Below are 25,349 nucleotides of genomic sequence, written 5' to 3'. Positions count from 1 at the left end.
ATAAAAACGGGCGGCCTGAGCCACCCGTTTTCGCATCAAAGGACAACTTAGATTGCCCAGCCGCCCGCGTAGAACGCCACCAGCGCAACGGCGATAACAACGGTGCCAACGTTCAGCTTGCGCCATTCACCGGAGACCAGACGACCGATCACCAGCGACGCGAAGCCGATCATAATGCCGGTCACGATGTTACAGGTCAGTACGATGAAGACCGCAGTAATCAGGCCAGACATCGCGTCCACAAAATCCGCAAAGTCGATTTTCGCCACGTTGCTCAGCATCAGCAGGCCAACGTACATCAGCGCTGGCGCGGTCGCGTACGCCGGAACCAGGTACGAGAGTGGAGAGAGAAACAGGATCAGCATGAACAGCACGCCGACGGTGATCGCCGTCAGGCCGGTTTTACCGCCTGCCGCCGTACCCGCCGCGGACTCGATGTATACCGCCGCAGGCGCCGCACCCACCAGACCAGAGAAGACGCTGCTCAGGGAGTCAGTGGTCAGCGCTTTGCCGCCGTCAATAATCTGACCGTCTTTATCCAGCAGGTTCGCCTGACCGGCCACCGCACGAATAGTACCGGTCGCGTCAAACACGGCGGTCATCACCAGCGCCAGCACGCTTGGGAGGATCACCGGGTTCAGCGCGCCAACGATATCCAGGCTGCCAATCAGGGAGTTGCCTTTGTCATCGCTCAGCGACGGCATGGCGAAAATGCCGGAGAAGTGGACGTTCGGATCGAAAATCAGGCCCACAATCGACACGCCGATAATGGTCAGCAGAATGCCGCCCGGGACTTTCAGTTTTTCCAGACCGATAATCACCGCCAGGCCGATCAGCGACATGATCACCGGGAAGCTGGCGAAATGGCCGAGCGCCACCGGCAGGCCGTCCAGCGGGTTCTTGATGACCAGACCGACGCCGTTGGCGGCGATCAGCAGCAGGAACAGGCCGATGCCGATGCCGGTACCGTGCGCCACGCCCTGCGGCAGGTTTCGCAAGATCCAGCTACGGATGCCGGTCGCTGAAATAATGGTAAACAGCACACCCATCAGGAACACGGCGCCCAGCGCAACCGGTACGCTGATGTGCTGACCCAGCACCAGGCTGAACGCGGTAAACGCGGTCAGGGAGATGGCGCAACCAATCGCCAGCGGCAGGTTCGCCCACAGGCCCATCACGATAGAGCCCACGCCGGCCACAAGACAGGTCGCTACAAAGACAGCCGCTGGCGGGAAGCCCGCTTTGCCCAGCATGCCCGGCACAACGATGACGGAATAAACCATCGCCAGAAACGTTGTCAAACCAGCAACGATTTCCTGACGCACGGTGCTGCCGCGGGCCGAAATTTTAAACATGGCGTCAAGTGAACCGCCAGTACGCGCAGATGGCGTAGACATAGAAAACATCCCCTGAGAGTTTTTTAGGAAGTCCGTAAGCGAGGTGGAGACGCCACTGCCAGCTAAACGTCAAATCCTTGTGTTGCGTTTGCGACGAAAGGGCGTCACAAAAAAAGCAAACGTTTAGCTCCGCGCTTACAAACGGGTGGTCAAATTAAGGCAAACGATTATCCAGCCTAATCCCCGCCCTTTTCAACTGAACTTTATCGTTTTTCGCTAAAATTCACTTATGACGCTGAAGAAATAAACAGAGGATGCGCAAACGTTATCGTCAATGCGCAATTTGTTTACATTTAATCCTCACCCGGGATGGATAACGGCCCCCCTTGCTCCAGAGTTCTTTGCCAGCCAGGGCTGTTCTCAACCTTACTTTTCCATGCCTGAATATGCGGCAGGTTGTTAATACCGCCGCGCGCCAGCAGGGCAAAAATCGGAAAGCTCATCTGGATGTCGGCCATGCTGAGCGTATCCCCGGCAAACCAGCTGTTTTTAGCCAGATGTGATTCAATAAAGCGCGCATGGGTTTCCAGCTGGCGGTTGAGGTACGCTTTCTGCACCCCCTGCCCCAGCGCTTTCCCCAGGGTTCGGATACCAAACGGCACCGGCGGTTTTCCGAGGCTGCTGAAGACCAGCTTCATTAACAACAGCGGCATCAGCGATCCTTCCGCGTAGTGCAGCCAGAAGCGGTACTGCACCTTATGCGCCGGATCTAAAGGCTTAAGCCGCGACTCGGGATCGTAAGTTTCCTGCAGGTACTCCAGAATGGCGCCAGACTCCGCAAGGATCAGCCCGTTATCTTCGATAACCGGTGATTTACCCAACGGATGTACCTTTTTGAGAGCCTCCGGCGCCAGCATGTTTTTTTGGCGCTGATAGTGAACGATCTCATAAGGCAGGCCGAGTTCTTCCAGCGCCCAGATCGCGCGGTGCGAGCGCGACTGGTTAAGGTGGTGTACCGTGAGCATGGCTTTCTCCTGTTATTCATACTTTTTAACTATAGAAAATTGAACAACACCGCGAAAAAAATTCGGCTAAAAACCGATCAGCGACGCTGGCGAAAAAACGGGTCTTGCATAGAATTAAAGTGTCAGCACAATCCGGAACCTCCCCAACCAGCTCGACACTGAGGGGTGCTGACGTCGGGGGAAACCCTCCCGTGAACCAGCGGGATAGAGTGAAAGACAAAGACCGGGAAAAACTAAAGCGCCCTTATGTGGCGCTTTAGTTCTTTATGTGCTTTTTGCCGCGCAATCTCAATCCTCTTCCAGCAGCCGCGCCCCCGTCCCCTGCTCGCCCAGTTTGTCGCCGGGGTTACGCAGCGGGCAGTCGCTGCGCGACAGGCAGCCGCAGCCGATGCAGCCATCCAGCTCGTCACGCAGAGCGACCAGCGTGTGAATACGCCTGTCCAGCTCTTCACGCCACTGGGACGACAGCTCTTTCCACTCTTTCGGACTCAGCGTATGCCCTTCCGGCAGCACGCCAAACGCCTCGCCGATCGTGGCCAGGGGAATTCCGATTCGTTGCGCAATTTTGATTATCGCCACGTAGCGGAGCACGTCGCGCGTATAGCGACGCTGGTTACCCCCGTTACGGATGCTCTTGATTAACCCTTTGCTTTCATAGAAGTGGAGCGCCGATACCGCTACGCCGCTTCGCTTTGCCACTTCGCCGGGGGTTAAAAGCGCTTTTATTCGCGGCAATCTCTTTTCCATAAAACCTCTTTACCTCAAGTTAACTTGAGGAATTATACTCCCCCGCAGAGAAAACGACGAATTAACCGAGATAGTTGTATCTACAGAGGGGCAACCTTATGTCGCATCAGCAGATTATTCAGACGCTTATTGAATGGATTGATGACCATATCGACCAACCGTTGAACATTGATGTGGTCGCTAAAAAGTCGGGCTATTCGAAATGGTATTTACAGAGAATGTTCCGCACGGTCATGCATCAGACGCTGGGTGAGTACATTCGCCAGCGAAGACTTCTGCTGGCAGCGCAGGCGCTACGCTCAACGCAGCGGCCCATTTTTGATATCGCGATGGATCTTGGCTATGTGTCGCAACAAACCTTTTCCCGCGTGTTTCGCCGCGAATTTGACCGTACGCCGAGCGACTATCGCCACCAGTTGAATTAATCACTCTCAGTGCAAAGGCTGCTGCTGCCAGGTCATAAATTCCTGGGGCGGCATCGCTTTCGCGAAGTGCCATCCCTGACAAAACTGGACGCCGCGCTTCAACAGCCAGCTCACCTGCTCTGCCGTCTCTACCCCTTCCGCAATGGTTTTCAGGCGCAGGCTCTGCGCCATCTCGATAATATGCTCGGCGATCAGGTGGCTGGTACTGTTGGTCGTTAAGGTATCGATAAACGATTTATCGATCTTCAGGATATCCACGTTCAGCGAGTAGAGGTTGTGCAGGTTCGAGTAGCCGGTACCGAAGTCATCGATCGCGACTTCATAACCAGCCTGACGGAAAGCCTGAATCACCGGCGTGGTTTTTGGCACATCGATAAAACCACGTTCCGTCACTTCAATTTTGATTTGCTGCGCGCGGACGGCGTAGTGGCGAGCCTTGTCGGAAATCATGGCGATCAGCCGCGAGGAGTGGAAATCCGTGGCCGACAGGTTAATCGAAATATAGAGATGCGGATGCTCCGCCAGGAAATGGCCCAGATCGTTGAACACCTCCTCAACGACATAGTCCGTAATCCGCTCGCTCATTCCCTCATTTTCCGCCAGCGGAATAAACTCAGCCGGGCTCATCACCTGCCCGTTAAAACCCGGCCAGCGTAACAACGCTTCCGCACCCACACACTGGTTGTTCTTGATATCAATAATCGGCTGATAGTGGACGCAAAGCTGTCGCTTGTTCAGCGCCCGGTGCAGTAAGCGCCCCGGCGAATTAAGCTCACGATGGGTACGGGACCATACCAGCAAAATAATAATGCTGCAGATCATGCCCAGCGGTAGCGTCAACGTCGCCTGGTGATAAAGCGTTTCATAAAAGCGTTTATTCGATGTCGACACAATGGCCGCAATAGGTCTTTTGGGGGACGTTACGATCGTATAAAAGCGGTTATCTTTTTGAAATACCGATTCCTTATCTCGAATCATCGAATTTAATAAAGAAACATTGGCTTTCTGGCTAACCGAAAAGAAAGCATTGGTTACCGTGTCGTACACACCCCACGAGAGAGAATGATCCGCTGACATGACTTCGCTGTATGAAAGCGGATTGACGACCACCACATAATTTCCGCGCTGCATATATGTCATTTTATAGCCAGTATAAAATGGGGTATCGCGATAATAATAGATAGCGACGTCAGGTTTACGCGTGTAATTAGCGACAGGAATGGCGTAGGGATGATCCGGTGTAAAAACGGTCGAACAAAGAAAATTCTGACCTTCAGCGTAAATTAAATCGGCGACAAACAGGCGGCCACGAACAACGTTCAGCATATATTGACGGTGTCCCGGCGTGCAAAGCTCACCCTGATATTTTTCAGCCTCGTCCCGGGCCAGCTCAACCTGTTGAATAACCAGCTCTGTTTTGTCTAAAGCCAGTTCAGCAAATGTGCGTAGCTGTGCGCTTGTTTCAGACACGGCGCGTAGCTGGGCAAACCATAGGGCAAGCATCACCGGCAGCATAACTACCATGATGATCCCTACCACCCTGAGCATTTTGCGCCGCGCGCTACGATTCATTTCCCGCCCTATATCCCTGCATGTTGTACGCCTGTAGTAATGAAGGCCGGATGCTTTGTTAAACAGGTGATTACGTTGCATGAATCATGCAAAGTTAGCAACTGACTTTTAGTATTAAAAATCTTAAATTTCGTTATGACGATAATATTTTCCCGTAAGTTAAACTGTAAGTATTCGTTCCGTTTCAATTAAGGGAAATAATTATCCAGCCCGCCGGGGCCGACGGAAAGATAACACAACAGACGATCGTTGATTAAGCCAAACGTCTAACAGCATGAAAAAAGTACAACATCGTCATGACGTTTTATGCTATTTGCTCCAGGTACTGTGTTTGATGATTTATAAATAATCGGTCTTTACCACACTATTTTCAGTAATGGCGGAGAATAACGCCCCTGTTATAAAAACCGAATTTGCGGTATCCCCACTTGCCCGACGGGCGTTTCCGGCACGTTGTGGGTTCATCTCCTCATGCGCCGAGGCTGGTCCTGCCTACAGAATCGCTTTTCCTGGGGAATAAAATCCTCTTTTTTGATCGCACAGGCACTGGCGAATAAATCATCAATTGTGATATAGTTCACACATATTTTGTAACGAGAAACACTGTTTCATGCAGTTCGTCTGATTTGTAGAGGATGGGTTTTATGGCAACCATTACTACCAGCATGGTTCTCATGCGCTGGCCTTTGTTAAGTGCGGTACTGATGTTTTTAGCCAGCACGCTGAACATTCAGTTTCGTAAATCTGACTATGCGGGTCTTGCTGTCATCAGCACCCTGCTGGGGCTGGGTGCGGCCTGCTGGTTTGCAACGGGTCTGCTTGGTATCACCCTGCTGGATATGGCCGCCGTCTGGGAAAATATTAAAGTGGTGATGGTTGAGGCGATGAGCCACACGCCGCCAGACTGGCCGATGGTGATTACCTGATCCCTTACGGAATAAAAAAACCCAGACGATGGTCTGGGTTTTTTGTTTTAGCACGCGGGAATCAGAACGGAATGTCGTCGTCGAAATCCATTGGCGGTTCGTTAGACGGCGCCGGAGCAGACTGCTGCTGCGGACGAGACTGTGCGCCGCCGCTGAACTGGTTGCCACCCTGCGGCTGCTGAGGCTGACCCCAACCGCCCTGCTGCTGGCTCTGACCGCCACCTGCAGGTGCGCCACCGCCCTGACGGCCCCCCAGCATCTGCATGGTGCCGCCGACGTTAACCACGACTTCAGTCGTGTACTTCTCAGCACCGGACTGATCGGTCCATTTGCGGGTACGCAGCTGGCCTTCGATATAGACCTGAGAACCTTTACGCAGATATTCTCCGGCCACTTCGGCCAGTTTGCCAAACAGCACAACGCGGTGCCATTCGGTCTGCTCTTTCATCTCACCGGTCGCTTTATCACGCCAGGATTCGGAAGTAGCCAGCGTAATGTTGGCAACTGCGCCACCACTCGGCATGTAGCGTACTTCCGGGTCCTGGCCCAGATTACCGACGAGAATCACCTTGTTTACGCCTCTGCTGGCCATGTTCGTGTCTCCTGAATACGTTTCTTAATAGTGTAAACGCGCGAGTGTACCATTTCCATGCTGCACTTTGATAGTTGCGTAGCACGTTCCAGAGTTCTCCCGCAACTCAACATTGTTACACAGCGAATCAGAAAATGCATTCCAATACTGTATATTCAAACAGGTCAAATTGTGTCATAATTAGCCGTTTCTGACAGCCGTTTGTCCTTCAAACAAACCAGGCAATCCGTGTTCCAACCGGGAAAGGTGAATGGATAAGATCGAAGTTCGGGGCGCCCGCACCCACAATCTCAAGAATATCAACCTGATAATCCCTCGCGACAAACTCATTGTCGTGACCGGGCTTTCGGGGTCTGGCAAATCCTCACTGGCTTTCGACACTCTGTATGCCGAAGGACAGCGTCGTTACGTTGAATCGCTCTCGGCGTACGCTCGTCAGTTCCTGTCGCTGATGGAAAAACCGGATGTCGACCATATTGAAGGGTTGTCACCTGCTATCTCTATTGAGCAGAAGTCCACGTCGCATAACCCGCGCTCAACGGTCGGTACCATTACCGAAATTCATGACTACCTGCGTCTGCTGTATGCCCGCGTGGGCGAGCCGCGCTGCCCGGACCACGACGTCCCGCTGGCGGCGCAAACCGTGAGCCAGATGGTCGATAACGTGCTGTCGCAGCCGGAAGGCAAACGCCTGATGCTCCTTGCGCCAATCATCAAAGAGCGTAAGGGCGAACACACCAAAACGCTGGAAAATCTGGCAAGCCAGGGCTATATCCGCGCCCGTATCGACGGCGAAGTGTGTGACCTGTCCGATCCACCAAAGCTGGAGCTGCAGAAGAAGCACACCATCGAAGTGGTGATTGACCGCTTTAAGGTGCGCGACGATCTCGCCACGCGCCTGGCGGAATCCTTTGAAACGGCGCTGGAACTCTCTGGCGGCACGGCCGTGGTCTCCGACATGGACGATCCAGAAGCGGAAGAGCTGCTCTTCTCCGCCAACTTTGCCTGCCCGATTTGCGGCTACAGCATGCGCGAGCTGGAACCGCGCCTGTTCTCCTTTAACAACCCGGCGGGCGCGTGCCCGACGTGTGACGGCCTGGGCGTGCAGCAGTATTTCGATCCGGATCGCGTGATCCAGAACCCGGAACTGTCGCTGGCGGGTGGCGCCATTCGCGGCTGGGACAAGCGTAACTTCTACTACTTCCAGATGCTGAAATCGCTGGCAGAACACTACAAGTTCGACGTTGAAGCGCCGTGGGCCAGCCTGAGCCCGAACGTGCACAAAGTGATCCTGTTCGGTTCCGGTAAAGAGCACATCGAGTTCAAATACATGAACGATCGCGGCGATACCTCCGTGCGTCGCCACCCGTTCGAAGGGGTGCTGCACAACATGGAGCGCCGCTACAAAGAGACCGAATCCAGCGCGGTGCGCGAGGAGCTGGCGAAGTTCATCAGCAACCGCTCCTGCGCCACCTGTGAAGGAACGCGCCTGCGCCGCGAAGCGCGCCACGTGTTTGTGGAAAACACGGCGCTGCCGACCATCTCAGACATGAGCATCGGCCACGCGATGGACTTCTTCAATAACCTGAAACTCTCCGGCCAGCGCGCGAAAATTGCCGAAAAAGTGCTGAAAGAGATTGGCGATCGCCTGAAATTCCTGGTGAACGTCGGCCTGAACTACCTGACGCTATCCCGCTCGGCAGAAACGCTCTCCGGCGGTGAAGCCCAGCGTATTCGTCTGGCGAGCCAGATTGGCGCGGGTCTGGTAGGCGTGATGTACGTACTGGATGAGCCGTCCATCGGCTTGCACCAGCGCGACAACGAGCGTCTGCTCGGCACGCTGGTCCACCTGCGCAACCTCGGCAACACGGTAATCGTGGTCGAGCACGATGAAGATGCGATCCGCGCGGCTGATCACGTGATCGATATTGGTCCGGGCGCAGGCGTACACGGCGGACAGGTGGTTGCAGAAGGGACGCTGAAGGACATCATGGCGGTGCCCGAATCGCTGACCGGTCAGTACATGAGCGGCAAGCGTAAGATTGAGGTGCCAAAACAGCGCGTAGCGGCAGATCCTGAAAAAGTGCTGAAGCTGACCGGCGCGCGCGGCAACAATCTGAAAGACGTCACCCTGACGCTGCCTGTTGGCCTGTTTACCTGTATCACCGGCGTATCCGGTTCCGGTAAATCGACGCTGATCAACGATACGCTGTTCCCGATTGCGCAGACGGCGCTGAACGGCGCGACGCTGGCCGAGCCGGCGCCGTACCGTGACATCCAGGGGCTGGAGCATTTCGATAAAGTTATCGACATTGACCAGAGCCCGATTGGCCGTACCCCGCGCTCTAACCCGGCAACCTATACCGGCGTCTTCACGCCCGTACGTGAACTGTTTGCCGGTGTGCCGGAAGCACGCTCCCGCGGCTATACGCCAGGACGTTTCAGCTTTAACGTACGCGGTGGCCGCTGCGAAGCGTGCCAGGGCGACGGTGTGATCAAGGTTGAGATGCACTTCCTGCCGGATATCTACGTGCCGTGCGACCAGTGCAAAGGCAAGCGCTATAACCGAGAAACGCTGGAGATTAAGTACAAAGGCAAGACCATCCACGAAGTGCTGGACATGACCATCGAAGAGGCGCGCGAATTCTTTGATGCCGTTCCTGCGCTGGCGCGTAAGCTGCAGACGCTGATGGACGTGGGCCTGACCTACATTCGTCTGGGGCAGTCGGCAACTACGCTGTCCGGCGGCGAAGCGCAGCGCGTGAAGCTGGCGCGCGAGCTGTCAAAACGCGGCACCGGTCAGACGCTCTACATTCTGGACGAGCCGACCACCGGCCTGCACTTTGCCGATATCCAGCAGCTGCTCGACGTGCTGCATCAGCTGCGCGATCAGGGCAACACTATCGTGGTCATCGAACATAACCTGGACGTGATTAAAACCGCGGACTGGATTGTCGATCTCGGCCCGGAAGGCGGCAGCGGCGGCGGTGAAATCCTCGTCTCAGGTACGCCAGAGACGGTTGCAGAGTGCGAAGCCTCGCACACCGCGCGCTTCCTTAAACCGTTGCTGTAATTGTCACACGGAGAGCTGCTGTCGGGTCGTTTCCGGCAGCAGCTCAACCGCCTGCTGATAGGACGCGTCCACCAGGTAGTAAATTTGCGAGCCTGGAATCGATCCATCCAGATAGACGGTGCTCCAGTGCGCCTTATTGAGGTGCTTGCTCGGCCTCACGTCATCATGCTGTTGACGTAGCAAATCCGCCAGTTCAGGGCTGGTTTTCAGCGACGCCGCCGGACGGCCTTCCACCTCTTTCACCATCGCGAACAGCACATCCCCCACCTTAACCTGCGTGGCTTTCCAGTCGCTATGGACGCTCTGCTCCGCGCCGGGCTTGCTCATGCAGTACTGAAGTATCTCCGAAATTGTCATCTTTATTCCCCTTGTAGCGTGGCGATAATTTTACGCGAACCACCGTGAATGCGATGCTCTCCCAGCCAGATCCCCTGCCACGTTCCCAACAGCAGCCGCCCGTTGTGAACCGGCAGCATAAGCGATACGCCCAACAGGGAGGATTTAATATGCGAAGGCATATCGTCTGCCCCCTCATAGTCATGCTCATAAGGAGCGTTGTCCGGGACGCTCTTCAGAAAATGGTGCTCCATGTCTGACCGGACGGTGGGATCGCAATTTTCATTAAGCGTGAGAGAGGCAGACGTGTGCTGAAGGAGCAGATGCAGCAAACCCGTTTTGACCCGCGGCAGGTCGCGGATTTGCCCGATGACTTCGTCCGTCACCAGATGAAATCCGCGTGGTTTAGCGCTTAAGGTCAGGGTCTGTTGATACCACATGTGCTGCTCCGTAATGAAAGATGAATCTTTCTAAGTGTGCAGCAAGAAGGCGAAAGGTAAAACCCGCAGCGACGAGATTTGCTTAAAAAAGAGTCAAACTCGTCGCCTGCGGTTTAATACTCAGAGTTCACAATGACCTCTTCGCCAAACTTTCCGGCCATCGGCAGCGGTCGATAGGTCGAGTTAGAGGCACGCAATACCCTGATCCCTCTGGCACCCACGTCATGCGCGGCAGTGATGTCGTTATCCGAATCGCCGTAGAATACTTTGATATTTTTCTTTTCCAGCCACTGGGTTTTGGTGTTTTGCCCTTCTTTGTCACCGGCAAAAATCACCGGATTCATGCTGGCTACCGGGATCTGAAAATCATCCTGCAGGGTTTTGGAGACGGTTTCCGTTTTGGTCTGACTGCGGCCGGTCACAAAGTAAATGCTGTCCCCGCGCTTCACGTGCATGGCAATAAGCGCCCGGGCAACCTCTTTCGGGATGCTGAATTCGTCCCAGCCGTTATTCATTTTTTCCCAGAATTCCGGGTTCTTCAGATACGCTTCGCTGTCGGGCGAATACATTTTTTTTCCGCGCCAGAAGCCCGGGCTGGAGAAGAGAACGGTATCGTCAATGTCAAAACCCACGGCCATTGGCGCACGGCCCATCAGGCTGTTTTCGATTTGAGCCACGGAAACCCAGTGAATGGGCGCCTGCTCGGCAAGCATGGCGGCAGTGGTACCGGTGTAAAGCGGCGTCGGGGCAGAAGCTCGCGCGACGACGGCGCTATTAAGCGAGAACAATAAGCAGGCGGCGCTGAGCGCCAGTGTGATCTTGCGCATGTTTTCCCCTGAAAATTCAGTTTGTTATCGTTTTAATTTGAGCGAACGGTCAAAAAACTATCCGACCATAACCCCAGCGGGAGGTGAAGGGAAGGAGTTTTTACTTATGAAGATGAATAAAAAGAAGATGATCACAAAGCGCAGATGTGACGTGTAGGCCCGGTAAGCGAAGCGCCACCGGGCAAGATTCTTGTGCGGCCTGATGCCCTCACCCCACCCCTCTCCCACAGGGAAAGGGGAAAATGAATAGTGAGTACTTACATTACAGCGGCAAACGCCTGCGCCACGCGATGAACGTTGCTTGAATTCAGACCCGCCACGCACATACGGCCGCTGGCAATGAGATAAACGCCGAACTCTTCGCGCAGGCGATCGACCTGCGCCGCGCTCAGTCCGGTATAGCTGAACATCCCGCGCTGCTTGAGCAGATAGTCGAAGTTATGTCCCGGCACCGCCTCTTTCAGGACGTTAACCAGTTCCTGACGCATCGAAAGAATGCGCTTACGCATCGCTTCCACTTCGCCAAGCCATGACGCTTTCAGCTGCTCGTCACCGAGAACCGTCGCCACCACCTGCGCACCAAAGTTTGGCGGGCTGGAGTAGATACGGCGTACCGTCGCTTTCAGCTGGCCGAGCACGCGGCTGGCTGCTTCGGCATCCTCACACACTACGGACAGACCGCCAACGCGTTCACCGTACAGGGAGAAGATTTTAGAGAAGGAGTTACTAACCAGAGCAGGCAGCCCGGCGCTGGCTACGGCGCGGATGGCGTAAGCATCTTCTTCCATGCCCGCGCCAAAGCCCTGGTAGGCAATGTCGAGGAACGGGATCAGGTCACGGGCCTTCAGTATCTCAATCACCGTATCCCACTGGGCGTTAGTGAGATCTGCACCGGTCGGGTTATGGCAGCATGGGTGCAGCAGCACAATACTGCGCGCCGGCAGCGTGTTCAGTTTTTCCAGCAGCGCTTCAACGCGCACGCCGTTAGTTTTGCTGTCGAACCACGGATAGGTCTCGACCTTGAAGCCTGCGCCCTCGAAGATCGCAACGTGGTTTTCCCACGTCGGGTCGCTGACCCACACGCCTGAATCCGGGAAGTATTTTTTCAGGAAGTCTGCACCCACTTTCAGCGCACCCGAGCCGCCCAGCGTCTGGATGGTCGCCACGCGTTTTTGCGCGAGCACCGCGTGATCGGTGCCGAACAGCAGCGGTGCAATGGTGTTGCGATAAGCGTTTAGCCCTTCCATTGGCAGATAAAGAGAAGCGCCGTGTGGAACAGCGTTCAGACGTGCTTCGGCTTCGGCAACGGCTTTTAATTGAGGAATAATGCCATCCTCGTTGTAATACAGACCGATGCTGAGGTTCACTTTGTCGCTGCGAGGATCTTCTTTGAAACGCTCCATTAAGGAGAGGATAGGGTCGCCGGCATAGGCGTCAACTTTCTGAAACACGCGATGGTTCTCCGGAATTCGATGAGGCAGGGATTTCAACAATAAACCGGAATATCACGCAACACCACCCCTTAGGATTATCCTGCGATCGGCATAGGTTTTTTGCGTCCTTTAGCCATGACATTTACCCAATATTTTCCCCTTCTCGCTTTCCGTAATGTGACTCCTGCGCAACCGCGCATTCACTGATTCAAGGAGTTCACATCATGGATTCACAATTTATTGGTTCAGTTATTAACGCCCTGCCGCTGGAGCATATGATCGGCGGTCCGCTGCAGGCGATGATCAAAGCACAGGTTCAGGCGAGCAAGTCCTATACCGACTTCCTGCTCTCTGTCTGCATTAAAGACGGCAAAGCCGTCGCGATCGAGTTCGACTACGACGAAACCGTGGTAGACGAACAAGGCGTGAACAAAGGCAGCGTGACCCGCAAGATGAGCATTCCGCTGCTGGCGGCGATCACGCACCCTATCATCTGTATCGAAGACGGCACCATCGACTTTGAGCTGGAAGTGAGCCAGAGCGAAGCCAGTTCCAGCAGTACCGAAGCGGAGGCCTCCGTGGAAGCGTCCGTCGGCTGGGGTGTCTTTAAAGCTAAAATGACCGGCAAAGTCTCCCATAAATCGGAGCAGACCCGTTCGACCGATACACGCGCGAAATACTCCATTCATACCCAGATCAAACGCCAGGAGCCACCAGAAGCTCTGCAGCGCGTAATTGACTACCTGACCAACGCCAAAACCAAGCCTGTCGCCGCGCAATAATCTTCCACGCCGCGACATACGTGCGATTCCGTAACGCAGGGGCTACCCGGGTAGCCCTTTTTCCAGGAGCGAAATATGTCTTTTAAAAAATGGCTGCGCGGCGGCAAGGATGAAGAGCCGGAAAACAGGATGGGCAAAGAGGATGAAGGCACGCCGCCTGTACAGGAAAACACGCCCCCTACGCCGCCAGCCGATATTCCCGGCGTGCCGATCTCGCTTGAAGATATTACGCGCGGGATGCAGTACGCGGCCACGGCGGCCAACGAACTGATTGCTCAGCAGTATATGAAAGCGCTGGATCCCTTTTTCGAACCTGCTGAGGACGGTTCGTTGGTTCCACGCACGGTACAGCTGGCACTGGATGAAAAGCACTACTTTGACCTGCCCTTGGTCGCACTTTCAACGCCGCGCGGGCTGATGCTGGAGAAAATGAAGGTCAACCTGACGATCCGTACAGAAGGCATGCAGGCACCTTCCCGCCAGTCTGGTGAAAACGAATTTGGTCGCTTTCACGTCAGCCTTTCGCCTTCCAGCGATAACAAAGGCGGGCGTGACAGCCGCCACGTCGATGTGGAGATGCAGTTTACCGCGCTTGAGCCACCGGAAAGCGTTATGCGCTTGATTGACGAATACACCAACAAGGTGATTCCCCGTCCGAAAGCAGAGGAGACTCCGTAATGCACACACAACCAGAAAGTACAGGTGACAAGGGTATTCAGCTGATTTGCCAGTTTGAAGGACTAAAGCTGGAGCGTTATCGCGATGCCGTAGGTTTATGGACCATCGGCTATGGCCATTTGATCCTCAAAGAGGAGATGGAAAAGCTCACTAAAATTACTACCGGCGAAGCCAAAGAACTGCTGCGCAAAGATCTGAAACGCACCGAGGACGGCGTGAAAAAGCTGCTGAACCAGCCAGCAACGCAGGCGCAATTCGACGCGCTGGTTTCCTTCGCCTTCAACCTCGGCGTTGGCAATTTGAAGAAATCAACGCTGCTCAAAAAATTCAACGCGGGCGATGTTCAGGGCGCCGCACTGCAGTTCAAAAGCTGGAATAAGGCAGGCGGGAAGGTATTGGCTGGTCTGACGCGTCGCCGCGAGGCGGAAATGAAGTTATTTCTCAGTTAACTCGACAGGAAAAACACATGAAATCATTATCCATAGTGCAAATGGCCGTTCTTTCTGCTTCCTTATTCGCCGTTTTACAGGCTACTGCCGCCATGCCAACCTGCGAAGATGAAATAAAGGAAGTTAACGCCTTTTTATCTTCTCAGGGTGTACCGCCCGTCAATAATGTGACCGAGCTGGCGACAACCCTTCGCCATATAAAAAATTTTGGCCGCCTGCCCGACCGCTATATCACGTCGGAAGAAGCCAAACGCCTCGGCTGGTCGGGGAGTGAAAGCGAGTCACTTTGGGGGTTGAAACTCACTCATCAAAAATGGATCGGAGGTGACAAATACAGCCATAGCGCTCTTCCTGCCGATCAGCCCTGGCTTAGCGCGGATGTGGATGTCGTAAAGGGCTATCGCTCTCCTGAACGTTTGATTTACAGCCTGTCAGGGCAACAGCGCTTTATCACTACCGATAAGTATCAGCATATTGTTGAGCTGGATCCCTGCCAATAATAAGCGCCCGTTACGATAATAAATCCCCTTTTTCGAGGGGGTTTATCCTTGCAGAGGATGAATGTATGTCTGACATCTATCTCCCGACCCTCATCAGCGAAGCCTTGCTGGCATTTTCAGGCTTATTTGGCGGCGTCAGTATTTCGTTTTTCTGGCAACCGCAGCGGCTGCATCAGCACAGCCGATTTATGGCAGGCATTATTTTTGGCGGAATCAGCATGGGTGCGGCCGTCGCATTAGGTGGCTTATCAGCCCGCTGGTTAAAGATAGACCTTAACCAGGCCGATATCACGCTTGGTTTAGGTTATATCCTCGGGGCAATGAGTAATGGTCTGATCGTCTGGCTGGCAAACTTTTTCCGCCGGCACGAACAGCGCGATATTTTTGATGTCGCCAGCGTCATCAAAAGCAAAGTCAGGCACGAGTCACTTTCTCCGCCTGATTTAACCCATAACAATCCCGATGGAGAGTAAATGCTTAACATAATGAATGGCTGGGTTCTTCCCTTTATTATCCTCGTCGACCTTGTCACCTCGCTGCTCATTTTGTTTGCAGCCTATAGTCGAAGAGTCCATGCTCTGCCGGTAATGTGTAAAGTCGGCTTAGCTGCCCTCGCCTTTGGCTTTTTTGGTGAGAGCAGTTTAAACATGAAATTTATCCTTACTGGGGCTGATATACTGAGTGACAGTTTTCCCTTCTGGCTATTGCAGGACTTTGGAACTCTGGTGGTCGTGATATACTATTTCAAATCTCAGTATCATTAAAAAAAGCGCGACAGTATTCTGCCTGTCGCGCTTTTCACTAAACATAGTTTGATACCAATCCTGCGTCTTACAAAAACGGCCTAATTGCCCATATATTTAAAATAGAGCATTGCAGCCTGTGTTCGATTGTTGACCTGCAATCGGTGAAAAATGGATTCCAGATGTACTTTGACCGTACCAGCACTGATATTCAGTTGTCTGCTGATCTGCTTATTTGTTCCTCCATTCGCCAGCAGCTTGAGCACTTCCTTCTGCCGACGACTCAGAGTATGAATCGGTAAACCGCCAGTGGGTTGTTCTCGCTGAATCACGGCCTGCTCCGGAAAGCAGACCACACCCGAGGAAACCATGCTAAGTATCTGGCTGATTTTCTCGGCGGGAAGATCCTTAGTAAAAATGCCCTTAATGCTTTGACGAATGTAGAAGTTGAATATCTTATCCGTCGTTTTTCGTAACATTACCACGATCGGTAGCTCAGGCCAGTTTGACATCAAATTTGTGATAAAATCACGGCATTTCATTTCACCATCCAGCAAAATAATGCTGACTGGCATAGAGGTTAAGATTGCGTGTGCATCTTCAAAGTTGTTCGCTGAAAAAACAGTGCATTCCGGCATTACGCGTTCCAGCTCTGTTTTCATACCGTGAATGAAGATCGGTAATTCATCGATCATTAATATGTTCATTGTAGCATAACCCCGTGTGAAATCTATTTTCTTTGATTATTCAACTAACTTATTCCGAAATTAAGTATGCGTGCTATTGCAGAACTGTAAAAACAGCATTCAGCATAAGGCAAATGTCATATGCCTAAGCAAAAAGTTAAGCAGTGCTACACATTAAACATAGCCATATTTAATTAAGAACGAACTTATCGCTATCAAAAATACCCTGGGCTTAATAGCATATTTCTCGAAATATTGCCGACACGTATTATTTAACTGCACGCGTGCCATCCACCTACATATTAATATTTCAATGAGGTCATTTATGACAATACTAACAGTGTATTTCTGTGGTACTGGTTCTAATAAGTTTGATGAGTCTCATGCTAATTACTGGAACGGCGAGCTCATTTCTTCTCTGGCCGCCAATAACAAGGGTAAAGAGTTCGCCGAATGGGTCATTCTTGATGGCCCGGGAAGCGGTAATCTTCAAAGCGATGAACTTTGGGTCAAAAGCGGAGAATATTCTCAGCTTCGGGCCCAGCTTCTGGGCAGCGGCTGGAGTGAGAATGTTCAGCACGCGATCAATATTATTAAAGGGCACGTTGACTGGCAGCGAGAAAAGCTCACAAAAGAGAACTATGAGCAGCTCAAAAAGGCGGGCGTGCCGATTCAGGACGTTGAGGTTACCGGATCGTTTTGGTGGCGCAAGTATGATTATGGTGACCGTAAAGTGACCCAGCAGGCGCTGCAGCAGCAAATTATTAAAACCTTCCGTCAGGGCCAGATTCTGCCCACTCAGGTGAACCTTGTGGGATGGAGCCGGGGCGGAATTAGCTGCCATATGCTTGCGAATGCGATGCTGGCCGATCCCCTTTTGACGACTATTCCGGTGAATATTTTTGCTGTCGATCCGGTTCCGGGAATGGGTAATTTCCAGCCGGAAAAAGTCACTCTGGGCAGCAACGTGAAGGAGTATGTGGCTTTCTATGCCCGACACGAGCGTTCAAAAGGTTTCTCGTGCGTCATTCCACAGACCGATAGCACGACAAAGGTACATATTTATCCTATGTCTGGTCGTCATGCTACGCTGGTGGGAAATGCGTCGGCTAATGGGAATAGCGGGGAAAAAGTGGTACATGAACCGGGCACGATCGTGCGTCATTTTGCCGAGGTTTGCCTGCAAAGATGGGGGGTCACGCTGGATAAAAAGCTCAATCTTGATGGTGTGCAGCTGCTGGAATTGCATCAGGTCATTCAGCGTAACGCTCCGCTGTTCGCCGAAATGCAGAAAACGGTGTACACCATTTCGGAAAACGATGGGGGAGAACGCTATGTCTCACTGGGCAACACAGGAAAACGCTTCTCATCCATCCAGGGCGCGCGCTTCAGTCCAGAGTCAGGGCTGGCGTCAGATTATTTAACGAATCAGGCGATTTATAACGTGTTGAAATAAGCGTTACTTGTCCAACGGCAGCGTATGCCGTTGGACTGTTATGTACACGTTTCAGTCGACGTACTTCATCGCCACCCGAGACGTCAGGCGGGTAATAAGTTCGTAAGCACTCACTTTAGTGATTTCAGCAATACGTTCAACGGGTAAACCTTCCCCCCACATCACCACATCGTCGCCGGGTTTATCCTGCGCTTCTGGCCCCAGATCGACGCAAATCATGTCCATCGCCACGCGACCAACAATCTTCACCTCGCGACCGTTGACGAGAACCGGCGTACCCGACGGCGCGGCACGGGGATAACCGTCGCCATAGCCCATCGCCACCACGCCAAGGCGGGTATCACGCTCGCTGGTCCAGGTACCGCCGTAGCCCACCGGCTCACCCGCTTTATGGTCACGCACGGCAATCAGGTTAGAGACCAGCGACATGACCGGCTGGAAGCCAAAATCCGGCCCCCAGGGCTTGTTCTCCAGCGGTGATACGCCGTAAAGAATGATGCCCGGTCGCGCCCAGTCGAAGTGCGACTGCGGCCACAGCAAAATACCGCCGGATGCGGCGATCGAGCGCATCCCCGGCTTGCCTTCGCAGAAGGTATTAAAGATATCCAGCTGCCGCTCGGTTGCACCGCACTCGGGCTCATCGGCACGGGCGAAGTGGCTAACAATATTCACCGGCTGGCGCACGTTTTTGCACCGGCATAGACGCTGGTAAAACGCTTCCGCGCTTTCCGGACGCACGCCCAGACGGTGCATGCCCGTGTCTAGCTTCATCCAGACGGTCACCGGCTCGCTCAGCTCGGCGGTTTCAAGTGCGGCCAGCTGTTCTTCATTGTGTACCGCCGTGTGCAGATGCTGGTCAGCAATGGTTGGCAGATCGCTGGCTTCGAAAAAACCTTCGAGGAGAAGAATCGGTTGGGTAATCCCCCCCGCGCGCAGGCGGAGGGCTTCTTCAAGACGGGCGACGCCAAAGGCATCGGCATCGGGGAGCGTTCGCGCGGTCTCAAGAAGACCGTGTCCGTAAGCGTTCGCTTTCACGACTGCAACGAGCTTGCTGGCAGGCGCCAGTTCACGCAGACGTTGCAGGTTGTGTCGCAGAGCGCGGCGGTTAATAACAACAGTTGCCGCTTGCATTTGAATTCCTTAGAAATTACTCATCATCATATTGAGGACCGGCATAGTTGTCGAAACGTGACCACTGTCCGTTAAAGGTCAGACGTACCGTCCCGATCGGGCCGTTACGTTGTTTACCAATAATAATTTCGGCGATCCCTTTCAGGTCGCTGTTCTCGTGATAAACCTCATCACGGTAGATAAACATGATTAAGTCGGCATCCTGCTCGATGGAGCCGGATTCACGCAGGTCGGAGTTGACCGGGCGCTTGTCGGCGCGTTGTTCCAGGGAGCGGTTCAGCTGCGACAGCGCGACCACCGGCACGTGCAGCTCTTTGGCTAACGCCTTGAGCGAGCGGGAAATCTCCGCAATCTCCAGCGTACGGTTGTCGGAAAGCGACGGAACGCGCATCAGCTGAAGGTAGTCGATCATGATGAGGCCGATGCCGCCGTGTTCACGGGCGATACGGCGCGCGCGGGAGCGCACTTCCGTCGGCGTCAGGCCGGAAGAGTCATCGATATAGATGTTACGTTTTTCCAGCAGAATGCCCATGGTGCCGGAGATGCGCGCCCAGTCTTCATCATCGAGCTGGCCGGTACGAATGCGGGTCTGATCCACGCGAGACAGCGATGCCAGAGAACGCATCATAATCTGCTCGGAGGGCATCTCAAGGCTGAAGATAAGCACCGGCTTATCCTGCAACATCGCCGCATTTTCGACGAGGTTCATCGCAAAAGTGGTTTTACCCATCGACGGACGCGCGGCGACGATAATCAAATCCGACGGCTGAAGGCCAGCGGTTTTCTTGTTCAAATCATCATAGCCGGTATTCACTCCGGTGACGCCATCGTGCGGCTGCTGGAACAGCTGTTCGATACGGGCGACGGTGGCGTCGAGCACATCGGCGATATTTTTTGGGCCTTCGTCTTTGTTGGCGCGGCTTTCGGCGATTTTGAAGACGCGGGACTCGGCAAGGTCAAGCAGGTCTTCGCTGGTGCGACCCTGCGGATCAAAACCCGCTTCGGCGATCTCGTTCGCCACCGAAATCATCTCGCGGACGACGGCACGTTCGCGCACGATATCGGCATAAGCGCTGATGTTCGCCGCACTAGGCGTGTTTTTTGACAGTTCCGCCAGATAGGCAAACCCACCGCAGCTGTCGAGTTGACCAAGACGCTCCAGTGATTCCGCGAGCGTGATCAGATCGATCGGGCTGCCCGATTCCTGCAGACGCGCCATTTCGGTAAAGATGTGGCGGTGCGGGCGGGTGTAGAAATCTTCCGCCACGACGCGTTCGGCGACGTCGTCCCAGCGCTCGTTATCCAGCATTAAACCGCCCAACACCGACTGTTCCGCTTCAATCGAGTGCGGCGGGACCTTTAACCCTGCGACCTGGAAATCACGCTCGCGAGGTTCAGTCTGTTTGTTGAAGGGTTTGTTTCCTGCCATAGTGAATGGAGTTACCGAGATAAAGAGTGGGTCGAAAGATTACCATATTTTTCTTACGGAGGGAGCATGGCAACGCGCATTGAATTTCAGAAACACGGTGGGCCAGACGTACTCAAAGCGGTGGAGTTCACCCCCACCGCGCCTGGCGAAAACGAAGTGCAGGTTGAAAACAAAGCCATAGGCATAAACTACATCGACACCTATATTCGCGGCGGTCTCTACCCGCCTCCGTCAATGCCGAGCGGCCTCGGCACCGAGGCAGCCGGTGTCGTCGTCAAAGTGGGCAGCGCGGTTAAGCATATTAAAGAGGGCGACCGCGTGGTATATGCGCAGTCTGCGCTGGGCGCTTACAGCTCCGTCCACAACGTTCCGGCGGATAAAGCCGCCCTGCTGCCTAACGCTATCTCCTTCGAACAGGCGGCGGCCTCGTTCCTGAAAGGTCTGACGGTTTACTACCTGCTGCGTAAAACCTATGAAATTAAACCCGACGAGCAGTTCCTGTTTCATGCCGCGGCGGGCGGCGTCGGGCTCATCGCCTGTCAGTGGGCAAAAGCCCTGGGCGCAAAACTGATCGGCACCGTGGGCAATGCCCAAAAAGCGCAGCGCGCGCTGCAGGCGGGCGCCTGGCAGGTGATTAACTATCGTGAAGAGAGCATTGTCGAACGGCTGAAGGAGATCACCAGCGGCAAAAAGGTGCGCGTCGTGTATGACTCGGTTGGGAAAGACACCTGGGAAGCGTCGCTGGACTGTCTGCAGCGTCGTGGGCTGATGGTGAGCTTTGGCAATGCGTCAGGCGCTGTCACCGGCGTGAATCTCGGTATTCTGAATCAGAAAGGTTCGCTGTACGTCACGCGCCCTTCCCTGCAGGGCTACATCACCAACCGGGAAGAACTTGAGGAAGCCAGCAACGAGCTGTTCTCGCTGATCGCCAGCGGTGTCATCAAAGTGGACGTGGCAGATGCGCAGAAATTCGCGCTGACCGATGCGCAGCGCGCGCATGAGGTGCTGGAGAGCCGGGCGACGCAGGGGTCGAGCCTGTTGATTCCCTGAGCCCCAAAAAGAAATTGGGCTTCCCGTGGGAAGCCCTTTCTTTTTTTAGTTCGGCTGTATGTAGGGTACAGCACGATGAATTCTTTAACGGCAGTCATAGTGACAGATTCGATAAGTAAATCCTATTCTGTTCTAAGCCATGCTGCCGGAAAAGTTACAACTATGTGACGAACCCCTCAATACCTTAGTAACGAAAGCGGTTATTGCGCTGATAACCGGGCACTTTTGGCGATTTAATCGACCGAATCACCCACACCACAGCAACGGCCAGCAGTAACCACGGCAGCAGTTTGATCGTCAGCGCAAACAGTCCGCCAATAAACATGACCACCGTCGCCACCACGATAGCCGCCAGAATGCCGAGCAACGAAACGCCTGTCGCTAACAGCATGACAAAAAAGCCAATCACAAAAAGTAGTTCCAGCATGGTGCTCTCCCACGAGTTCCCGAGTAATGCATTAAGCATTACAAGATCCATGCCAAAGCTAACGTTTTGTTCTTAAAGCAAAACGCCCCGCGAGAACTCGCAGGGCGTGGTGAATTTGACGAACTTTTAGCGAAAGTTATCGCTTGTCTGCCACCAGTCGCAGCGCATGTTCCAGCACCTCAATATCGGCACCGGCTTTATGTGCGTTTTCGCTCAGGTAGCGACGCCACTGACGCGCGCCCGGTATACCCTGGAACAGACCCAGCATATGGCGGGTGATATGGCCGAGATACGTACCGTTGCTCAGCTCGCGCTCAATATAAGGATACATCGCCCGCACGACGGCAACCGGATCGGTGTCTGCGCCTTCAATGCCAAAGATTACGCGATCGACCGTCGCCAGAATGCCTGGGTTCTGGTACGCCTCGCGGCCGACCATCACGCCATCCATATGCGCCAGATGCGCTTTGGCCTCTTCCAGCGACTTAATGCCGCCGTTGATCGACATCGTCAGGTGCGGGAAGTCACGCTTCAGTTGATACACGCGCGGGTAGTCCAGCGGCGGGATCTCACGGTTCTCTTTCGGGCTCAGGCCGGAGAGCCAGGCTTTTCGCGCGTGAATGATGAACATCTCGCATTCGCCCTTTCCGGAGACCGTATCGATGAAGTCGCACAGGAATTCGTAGCTGTCCTGGTCGTCAATCCCGATACGGGTTTTGACCGTCACCGGAATGGAAACGACGTCGCGCATCGCCTTGATACAGTCCGCTACCAGCTGCGCGTTCCCCATCAGGCAGGCACCGAACATACCGTTTTGCACACGGTCGGACGGGCAGCCAACGTTCAGGTTGATCTCGTCGTAGCCGCGCGCTTCCGCCAGCTTCGCACACTGCGCCAGCGCGGCCGGATCGCTGCCGCCCAGCTGCAGGGCAACCGGATGCTCTTCCTCACTGTAGGCCAGATAGTCGCCCTTCCCGTGAATAATTGCGCCCGTGGTCACCATTTCGGTGTACAGCAGCGTATGGCGGGAGAGCTGGCGCAGGAAATAGCGGCAGTGTCTGTCCGTCCAGTCGAGCATCGGCGCAATGGAGAAACGGTGTGCGGGGAAAGCGGTCTGTGATTCTGACGACATGGCGAAGTTTTAAGCATCTGGTGGAAAAGGGGCGCTACTATAGCACAAAGAAAAGCCGGAGGCGCAGCGCCTCCGGTTGACTTTAGAACGTCATGCTCAGCTGAGCCCCTGCGCCCCAGGTTTCATCTTCACCGTAAAGGCCCATCAGGTCAACATGCACGGTGCTAAACGGCGCGAAACCGACACCGCCGGTAAAGACATTGCTGTCGTTACCCTTCACGTCTGCACGATAACCCGCACGGACCGCCAGCCAGCTCAGCGGCGTCACCTCGGCACCGACACCCACGTACTGCGACGTATCTTCGCTCTTGAAGCCTTTGGTTTCGGTCAGATCGCCATCGGCGGTCAGCGTCACCAGGTCGTTATGCCAGGCGGCACCGGCGGTTACCAGCGGGCGGATCTGATAGGTGTCTTTATAGCTCACCACTTCTCCCGTACGGCCATTGCGGATACGGATATCTTTGGTGTCGATATCGCGCGACATCAGGTTTTGTCCGCTCACGCCAACGGTCCAGTGTTCGCCGAAATCGGCCGCAATACCGGCATCCACGTTGAAGCCCGTATCGTCAGTACGGTAGCGGCTGTCGTTCCACTTGTTACTGTCGTAATCGTAGATTGACGTGGTGTAGTTATAGACCCAGGTTTTTTGCAGCTTTGGCGTCACGCCCACGGAAACAGGGACGCCGCCGAGGTCAAACTGGCGGGCAACGGCAACACCATAGTCGGAGACAATCGCTGCCCGGCCAGACGCGGTTGAGTTGAGGTTTTTAGTGATCTGATCCGTGCCGTTCAGCGCAGCGTCCAGGGCAACACCGGCAGCCACCACATTACTGCGTTGAATACCGCGCAGATAATCAATATCCTGCTGATCGATAGACGAGCTCACCCGGCCATGGGCATAGCCTTTCGCCATGAAGGCTACCGAAAGGACATCGTTAGGGATACTCACAGCAAGCCCTGCCCCTGCCGTTGCGCGTGCGGTTTTGCCTTTGAGATAGTCCAGCTCATCGGCCAGATCTTTGGCCGCGCCCTGGAATTGATTAATGGAACCTAATGGATTGGTGATAATTTCTCTTGGCGTGAGATTATCAACCACATCCTTGTAGTGATTGATTTTGTCGTTGATGGTATCAATCTCGTCCTGAAGATTGTCCTCATCCGTTACCTGTACGCCAACGGACGGCAAAATGACCGTCACATCATCGTCAGGTTTTGCCTTTGCCAGCAGCGCGGGGTTGATTAATGCCCCACTGCCATAGCTCCCGGAGGCAACGCCAGTGCCACCCATTGCGTCGCTTCGTGATTCTGTCCAGGTATTGGCTGCTCCCGCCTGATTTGCCATAAACAAGGAAACAGCGATACTAACCACCGAAAATTTAAAATTTTTTTTCACAGTATGCCCGTTATAGTCTGTTATGAAATAACCCCTGTCTGTTATCACCCAAACAGGAACGAACTATTGCTGTGAATAAGTAGTAAAAGACCCGCTATTTCTATCCCTAAGTAAAACTCCCTTACGGCCTGTTATATTTTGTGACGGCCCTCAATATTTATAGAAGAGGAAATTATTTTTTCCCAGGTTTTCCATCATGCGGTCCAAAAAACTGGGGCGGGTGGTCTACCCAGCGATCCTCTCGGGTAGCGGCATAAACCGGGTTAAGCGGATAGTATATGCGGTTATGCTTCTTGTTGGCCTCGCCAACGACCAGGAGCCGAACCTCGTCGTCCGTGTTGTTGATAAAGGTATGACAGATGCCGGTACCGGCGGGAAAACCTACGCTGTCGCCAGGCTCCAGCTTCCACAAGTAGCCATTAATCCAGGCGTCAGGGTGGCCTTCAAGCACGTAAATAAACTCTTCTTCGTCGCTCTCCGCATGCGGATAGGACGTCCTGCGCCCAGGCGGCAGGCGCTCATGATGGATACCAATACGCCCGAGCCCAAGCTTTCGAGCCAGCGGGGCGCCGATAGAAAAAAGCTCATCGCTATCTGGATAGGTCGAATCATCCGCGACTTCTACGTCGCGCCAGTGCCGAATACAGTCAGGTTTTTTCATTGTTTATTTCCCGGTTTGTAATGGGTCAGGTATAGCACAGACTGGTGGATCTCGGCGTTTTTACCAGAACATGATAAAGTGAGGGTTTTCCGTCCTATA

At 54.0% G+C, this 25,349-nt stretch carries 27 protein-coding genes; 11 read left to right on the top strand and 16 right to left on the bottom strand.

Annotated features, from left to right (window positions below; translation table 11 throughout):
- Window positions 1-47: 47 nt before the first annotated feature.
- The 3 genes from ghxP to soxR form a co-directional block, all read right to left on the bottom strand.
- Window positions 48-1,397 carry a guanine/hypoxanthine transporter GhxP gene (gene ghxP / locus ACW9E7_RS00490; protein WP_115876909.1) on the bottom strand — a complete coding sequence of 450 codons (1,350 nt, stop codon included), beginning with the start codon at window positions 1,395-1,397 and terminating at the stop codon, window positions 48-50.
- A 293-nt stretch (window positions 1,398-1,690) separates the two neighbouring features.
- Window positions 1,691-2,362: a glutathione S-transferase family protein gene (locus ACW9E7_RS00485; protein WP_115876910.1), complete on the bottom strand. Its 672-nt coding sequence runs from the start codon at window positions 2,360-2,362 to the stop codon at window positions 1,691-1,693.
- Between the two features lie 288 nt (window positions 2,363-2,650).
- Window positions 2,651-3,109, bottom strand: coding sequence for a redox-sensitive transcriptional activator SoxR (gene soxR / locus ACW9E7_RS00480; RefSeq protein WP_008503388.1), 459 nt, complete (start codon window positions 3,107-3,109; stop codon window positions 2,651-2,653).
- Between the two features lie 98 nt (window positions 3,110-3,207).
- Here soxR and soxS point away from each other — a divergent pair, with 98 nt between their 5' ends.
- Window positions 3,208-3,534 (top strand): superoxide response transcriptional regulator SoxS, encoded by a 327-nt coding sequence (gene soxS, locus ACW9E7_RS00475; protein WP_008503387.1) that lies wholly within the window; start codon window positions 3,208-3,210, stop codon window positions 3,532-3,534.
- 6 nt (window positions 3,535-3,540) lie between these two features.
- Here soxS and ACW9E7_RS00470 read toward each other — a convergent pair whose 3' ends face one another.
- A complete protein-coding gene (locus ACW9E7_RS00470) occupies window positions 3,541-5,106 on the bottom strand; it encodes an EAL domain-containing protein (RefSeq protein WP_111964200.1) in 1,566 nt (521 codons plus the stop codon).
- A gap of 644 nt (window positions 5,107-5,750) precedes the next feature.
- On the opposite strand from ACW9E7_RS00470, the gene ACW9E7_RS00465 reads away from it, so the two are divergent.
- Window positions 5,751-6,032 carry a YjcB family protein gene (locus ACW9E7_RS00465; protein WP_458727072.1) on the top strand — a complete coding sequence of 94 codons (282 nt, stop codon included), beginning with the start codon at window positions 5,751-5,753 and terminating at the stop codon, window positions 6,030-6,032.
- 61 nt (window positions 6,033-6,093) lie between these two features.
- Here the strand turns inward: ACW9E7_RS00465 and ssb1 are convergent, their stop codons facing one another.
- Window positions 6,094-6,624 (bottom strand): single-stranded DNA-binding protein SSB1, encoded by a 531-nt coding sequence (ssb1, locus tag ACW9E7_RS00460; protein WP_023310055.1) that lies wholly within the window; start codon window positions 6,622-6,624, stop codon window positions 6,094-6,096.
- Window positions 6,625-6,874: 250 nt separating this feature from the next.
- Here ssb1 and uvrA point away from each other — a divergent pair, with 250 nt between their 5' ends.
- Window positions 6,875-9,697, top strand: a complete 2,823-nt coding sequence (gene uvrA / locus ACW9E7_RS00455; RefSeq protein ID WP_136196010.1) for an excinuclease ABC subunit UvrA — start codon at window positions 6,875-6,877, stop codon at window positions 9,695-9,697.
- 3 nt (window positions 9,698-9,700) lie between these two features.
- On the opposite strand, the gene ACW9E7_RS00450 is transcribed toward uvrA, so the two are convergent.
- From ACW9E7_RS00450 to tyrB, 4 genes are all read right to left on the bottom strand, one after another.
- On the bottom strand, window positions 9,701-10,054 hold the full coding sequence (locus tag ACW9E7_RS00450; protein ID WP_111964201.1) for an MmcQ/YjbR family DNA-binding protein: 354 nt from the start codon (window positions 10,052-10,054) through the stop codon (window positions 9,701-9,703).
- 2 nt (window positions 10,055-10,056) lie between these two features.
- Entirely contained in the window at window positions 10,057-10,473 is a 417-nt protein-coding gene (locus tag ACW9E7_RS00445) for a secondary thiamine-phosphate synthase enzyme YjbQ (protein ID WP_111964202.1), read from the bottom strand.
- Between the two features lie 113 nt (window positions 10,474-10,586).
- Window positions 10,587-11,300, bottom strand: coding sequence for an acid phosphatase AphA (aphA, locus tag ACW9E7_RS00440; RefSeq protein WP_133293590.1), 714 nt, complete (start codon window positions 11,298-11,300; stop codon window positions 10,587-10,589).
- 257 nt (window positions 11,301-11,557) lie between these two features.
- On the bottom strand, window positions 11,558-12,751 hold the full coding sequence (tyrB, locus tag ACW9E7_RS00435; protein WP_458727071.1) for an aromatic amino acid transaminase: 1,194 nt from the start codon (window positions 12,749-12,751) through the stop codon (window positions 11,558-11,560).
- Window positions 12,752-12,957: 206 nt separating this feature from the next.
- On the opposite strand from tyrB, the gene ACW9E7_RS00430 reads away from it, so the two are divergent.
- From ACW9E7_RS00430 to ACW9E7_RS00405, 6 genes are all read left to right on the top strand, one after another.
- The gene (locus tag ACW9E7_RS00430; protein WP_045335167.1) at window positions 12,958-13,515 is read left to right on the top strand and encodes a DUF2589 domain-containing protein; all 558 of its coding nucleotides are present in this window, start codon (window positions 12,958-12,960) and stop codon (window positions 13,513-13,515) included.
- A gap of 75 nt (window positions 13,516-13,590) precedes the next feature.
- A complete protein-coding gene (locus ACW9E7_RS00425; RefSeq protein ID WP_115876915.1) occupies window positions 13,591-14,193 on the top strand; it encodes a DUF2589 domain-containing protein in 603 nt (200 codons plus the stop codon).
- On the top strand, window positions 14,193-14,642 hold the full coding sequence (locus ACW9E7_RS00420) for a lysozyme (protein ID WP_458727070.1): 450 nt from the start codon (window positions 14,193-14,195) through the stop codon (window positions 14,640-14,642). Before ACW9E7_RS00425 ends, ACW9E7_RS00420 begins: the two co-directional genes overlap by 1 nt.
- 17 nt (window positions 14,643-14,659) lie before the next feature.
- The gene (locus tag ACW9E7_RS00415; RefSeq protein WP_115876917.1) at window positions 14,660-15,142 is read left to right on the top strand and encodes a ribonuclease domain-containing protein; all 483 of its coding nucleotides are present in this window, start codon (window positions 14,660-14,662) and stop codon (window positions 15,140-15,142) included.
- A 65-nt stretch (window positions 15,143-15,207) separates the two neighbouring features.
- A complete protein-coding gene (locus tag ACW9E7_RS00410) occupies window positions 15,208-15,615 on the top strand; it encodes a hypothetical protein (RefSeq protein WP_115876918.1) in 408 nt (135 codons plus the stop codon).
- Complete coding sequence (locus ACW9E7_RS00405; RefSeq protein ID WP_111967849.1) at window positions 15,616-15,906, top strand: hypothetical protein; 291 nt, start codon at window positions 15,616-15,618, stop codon at window positions 15,904-15,906. It begins immediately after the preceding gene.
- Between the two features lie 80 nt (window positions 15,907-15,986).
- On the opposite strand, the gene ACW9E7_RS00400 is transcribed toward ACW9E7_RS00405, so the two are convergent.
- Window positions 15,987-16,580, bottom strand: a complete 594-nt coding sequence (locus tag ACW9E7_RS00400; protein ID WP_240741472.1) for a response regulator transcription factor — start codon at window positions 16,578-16,580, stop codon at window positions 15,987-15,989.
- A gap of 304 nt (window positions 16,581-16,884) precedes the next feature.
- On the opposite strand from ACW9E7_RS00400, the gene ACW9E7_RS00395 reads away from it, so the two are divergent.
- Window positions 16,885-18,027: an ENY2 family protein gene (locus ACW9E7_RS00395; protein WP_458727069.1), complete on the top strand. Its 1,143-nt coding sequence runs from the start codon at window positions 16,885-16,887 to the stop codon at window positions 18,025-18,027.
- Window positions 18,028-18,078: 51 nt separating this feature from the next.
- On the opposite strand, the gene alr is transcribed toward ACW9E7_RS00395, so the two are convergent.
- Both alr and dnaB read right to left on the bottom strand, forming a co-directional pair.
- The gene (gene alr, locus ACW9E7_RS00390; protein ID WP_127729266.1) at window positions 18,079-19,158 is read right to left on the bottom strand and encodes an alanine racemase; all 1,080 of its coding nucleotides are present in this window, start codon (window positions 19,156-19,158) and stop codon (window positions 18,079-18,081) included.
- A 16-nt stretch (window positions 19,159-19,174) separates the two neighbouring features.
- Complete coding sequence (gene dnaB / locus ACW9E7_RS00385) at window positions 19,175-20,587, bottom strand: replicative DNA helicase (protein WP_023310046.1); 1,413 nt, start codon at window positions 20,585-20,587, stop codon at window positions 19,175-19,177.
- A 66-nt stretch (window positions 20,588-20,653) separates the two neighbouring features.
- Between dnaB and ACW9E7_RS00380 the strand changes: the two genes are divergently transcribed.
- Window positions 20,654-21,637, top strand: coding sequence for a quinone oxidoreductase (locus ACW9E7_RS00380; RefSeq protein WP_133293585.1), 984 nt, complete (start codon window positions 20,654-20,656; stop codon window positions 21,635-21,637).
- Window positions 21,638-21,821: 184 nt separating this feature from the next.
- Here ACW9E7_RS00380 and pspG read toward each other — a convergent pair whose 3' ends face one another.
- From pspG to ACW9E7_RS00360, 4 genes are all read right to left on the bottom strand, one after another.
- Entirely contained in the window at window positions 21,822-22,064 is a 243-nt protein-coding gene (gene pspG, locus ACW9E7_RS00375) for an envelope stress response protein PspG (RefSeq protein ID WP_111964222.1), read from the bottom strand.
- Between the two features lie 136 nt (window positions 22,065-22,200).
- Entirely contained in the window at window positions 22,201-23,196 is a 996-nt protein-coding gene (gene dusA, locus ACW9E7_RS00370) for a tRNA dihydrouridine(20/20a) synthase DusA (RefSeq protein WP_458727068.1), read from the bottom strand.
- Between the two features lie 82 nt (window positions 23,197-23,278).
- The gene (locus ACW9E7_RS00365; RefSeq protein ID WP_115876924.1) at window positions 23,279-24,589 is read right to left on the bottom strand and encodes a conjugal transfer protein TraF; all 1,311 of its coding nucleotides are present in this window, start codon (window positions 24,587-24,589) and stop codon (window positions 23,279-23,281) included.
- Between the two features lie 172 nt (window positions 24,590-24,761).
- Window positions 24,762-25,250, bottom strand: a complete 489-nt coding sequence (locus ACW9E7_RS00360) for a cupin domain-containing protein (RefSeq protein ID WP_115876925.1) — start codon at window positions 25,248-25,250, stop codon at window positions 24,762-24,764.
- Window positions 25,251-25,349: the final 99 nt, after the last annotated feature.

The organism is Enterobacter sp. H2G27 (assembly GCF_054403075.1).
This window is presented reverse-complemented; position numbering and strand designations above follow the sequence as displayed.